Origin of the sequence: Burkholderia aenigmatica (assembly GCF_902499175.1) — a bacterium.
In the GTDB taxonomy this organism is placed as follows: Bacteria; Pseudomonadota; Gammaproteobacteria; order Burkholderiales; family Burkholderiaceae; genus Burkholderia; species Burkholderia aenigmatica.
In genome coordinates this window covers 1-2,807 of sequence record NZ_CABVQC010000139.1, presented here as the reverse complement: position 1 = coordinate 2,807, position 2,807 = coordinate 1, and the positions used below count along the sequence as shown (strand labels likewise).

Genomic DNA, 2,807 nt, shown 5'->3' with positions numbered 1-2,807 from the left:
CGAGCGGCGGCTGACCCGCGGCTGACCAGGGCGGCGGACGTCGCGCGGGCTGCGCGCGGGGGCGACGTTTGCGGGACGGGTGCCGTGCCGGCCTGGCACGGGCGCCGGGTGGCGCGCGCTCTGCCGCGCACATGAAAGATTTGCAAGGGCCGTTGTAGCGATTCCCGGACCGGCGGCGCCAGCGTGTTGCCGGCGCGCGCCGGCCGGACAAGGAGGTGTGATGCAGCGGTGTCCGCCTATGATTCATATGGATAAAGGGTTTTGGCGGTTTTTATTTTTCAACCCGCCAACCGACCCGCCATACTTGAAATATGGGGGGCGGAGCGATTCTGGTAACCTCGGCACTCATTCAAACAATCTTGAGAGTCGTATGGCGGACAATCGCTATTCCTACAACGGGCATACCAATCTTCAACCGGGCGATTTGTTTTTTTGGGTCGCGGTCGACCAACTTTGCAAGCGGTTCGGCTTCACCGATCTTGCTGCCGCTGCTGGCATTCTGCTAGGGTAAAACGATGTGCCGGTGCCGGGAAAAATGCGCGGCGCGGTTGCTGGCACGTCTGTTGTTTCAATGGCCTCACGAAAACTTTTGCCGTTCAATATCGGTATGCGGATGCCGACCATCACGAAGGCCGGTGCGGGTGGATTGCGAATCGCTATGACGCGCAATCTCGGGGCGTTTGTGGGGCGTGCGGTGCCTGTCGTCGGAACCGTCATGCTGGCGACCGATGCGGCAATCGTCATGTGGAATACGGTGCAGGTCTATAACGGCATCGTGAAGCCGGAAGATCGGGTGCTGTGACATGACAGACACGACATGGGAGCGGCTTGAGGCGTTCGCCCGTGAAGAGCTAGGACGGCCGATGTTTGGTGGTCCGCTGAAGCTGACGCGTGATAGCCGGATGGAAGAAGACCTTCGCATTACCGGAATCGACGCAATCGAGTTCATCGACAAGTGGGCCGAGACCTTCGGCGTCGACGTGACGAACTTCCCGTACAAGCGCTACTTCGGCCCCGATACCCTTGACGTGGTTCGGTCGATTCTCGGGCTGTTCTCTTCTAGGTATCGCGACCCGGAGTTGGTCTCTCTTACGCTCGGGATGTTGGAAGAGGCAATGCGCCTTGGTCGATGGGACACGGAAGCGATTGAGCGCGCCGCCCATAGCGAATAGCTGCGCACAAATGAAAAACGGGCCGCGCGGATTGCTCCGGCGGCCCGTTCTGCCTGCGCCCTAGCAGGGTAGAAGTGCATAGCGGAATCGAACCCTGACCCGACATATCGGCAGGACGCGGGGGCGAAGCGTCCGGCGCAAGCGCAGGCGGCGCGACGCATGCGCGGATCGGCGGCGCGTGGATGACGCAAGCGCTGTGCCCGCGTGGCTGCGCGCCGGGCTTGGGGGATGGTTTCGACGGTCTGCCCATGGCCGACCTGCCGCGCACATCTGCGCCATGCGCCGCGGGCAGCCGGCATGGCGGCATGCCGGCGCCTCGTGGAAGCACCGGAAGGATCCGGCAGCGAGCCGCCCCCGGATCGGCTGTCAGAAAACGCGATGCGGCGGGGCGGCCGGGCAAATCTACCCGCTGGCGGCATCTGGCCCTGAAACGGGGCGAAAATATTGCCCCATTTTCATCATCGTTTAACCATTCGAAACAATGTGTTCACTGAAAGGGGCATGATCTCCGGCGATCGAGCAGGCATACTGTCGCCTATGTTGCTCAATGCGCGTCGAATGGCGCGCGCCTGCCCCCATGTCCACTCCAGTTTCCTTTCGAACCCTGCGATGGTTGACCGTCGCGGCTGCTGCATGCTTGCTCGCCGCGTGTTCGACCGCTTCCGACGTGACCGCGACGTCGAACCCGAACGTGTTTACCGTGACGACGCGCACGGTCGGCATGTCGACGACGTGGGCCGACGCCCATACGAAGGCCTTCGACGAAGCCACCAACTACTGCACGCAGCGCGGCATGCGCGCGAGCATGAAGCAGGAATCGCTGACCAGCGGCAGCCGTGTCGGCGCGCGCTCCGAACTCGCGTTCGAGTGTCATCCGACCTTCGAGACGGCGTCGAACCCGCGCGGTTGAACGACCGGCGGCGTTGACGCGCCGTCGCCTTCCGCGTTTTCCTTCCCCCGCATGCGAAACGACCCGCGATGCCGTTCAGGCACATCGCGGGTCGGCGCGCGTCCGGCGTCGGCTGCGGCGGTTACGCTGGCTGTGCCTCGTACAGCTTCACGCACGCGGAGAAGTCGAGCGTGCCGAGCCCTTGCTGGCTCATCGACTGATAGAGCTGCTGCGCGAGCGCGCCCATCCACACCGGCTGGTGCGCGCTGCGTGCCGCTTCGGTCGCGAGCCCGAGATCCTTCAGCATCAGGTTCGCCGCGAAGCCGCCCGCGTAGCCGCGCGCGGCCGGCGCGGTGTCGCTTACGCCCGGATACGGGTTGTACGTGTCCGAGCTCCAGCAGCGACCGGTCGACGTATTGATGATGCCGGCCAGCACGGCCGGATCGATCCCCAGCGCGGCGCCGAGCGCCATCGCTTCCGACACGCCCATCATCGAGATTCCGAGCAGCAGGTTGTTGCAGATCTTCGCGATCTGCCCGGTGCCCGTGCCGCCGCAATGCACGACGTTCTTGCCCATGGCGAGCAGTACGGGGCGGATGCGCTCGAACAGCGCGGCGTCCGCGCCGACCATGAAGGTCAGCGTGCCGGCCTGCGCGCCGCCGGTGCCGCCCGACACGGGCGCGTCGGCGAGCGGGAAGCCGCGCTGCGCGGCGGCGTCGGCCACCGCGCGCACGGTGCCGGGATCG

Annotated in this window: 3 protein-coding genes and 1 pseudogene; 3 read left to right on the top strand and 1 reads right to left on the bottom strand. The window is 64.9% G+C overall.

The genetic code is table 11. From position 1 onward, the window contains the following. The first annotated feature begins 370 nt into the window (after positions 1-370). From BDO18943_RS43190 to BDO18943_RS42240, 3 genes and pseudogenes are all read left to right on the top strand, one after another. A pseudogene (locus BDO18943_RS43190) lies at positions 371-802 on the top strand (STM2901 family protein). A 1-nt stretch (position 803) separates the two neighbouring features. Continuing rightward, positions 804-1,172 (top strand): DUF1493 family protein, encoded by a 369-nt coding sequence (locus BDO18943_RS42245; protein WP_175026711.1) that lies wholly within the window; start codon positions 804-806, stop codon positions 1,170-1,172. 577 nt (positions 1,173-1,749) lie between these two features. Then, entirely contained in the window at positions 1,750-2,082 is a 333-nt protein-coding gene (locus BDO18943_RS42240) for a hypothetical protein (RefSeq protein ID WP_175026710.1), read from the top strand. A gap of 121 nt (positions 2,083-2,203) precedes the next feature. Here the strand turns inward: BDO18943_RS42240 and mmsB are convergent. Then, positions 2,204-2,807 (bottom strand): 3-hydroxyisobutyrate dehydrogenase (gene mmsB, locus BDO18943_RS42235; protein WP_175026709.1); only part of this gene is annotated, 604 nt, incomplete at its 5' end.

What these genes read in the sequence shown, in the direction of transcription:
- BDO18943_RS42240 (WP_175026710.1), top strand. Translation starts at nt 1,750, where the DNA reads ATGTCCACTCCAGTTTCCTTTCGAACCCTGCGATGGTTGACCGTCGCG.
- BDO18943_RS42245 (WP_175026711.1), top strand. Translation starts at nt 804, where the DNA reads ATGACAGACACGACATGGGAGCGGCTTGAGGCGTTCGCCCGTGAAGAG.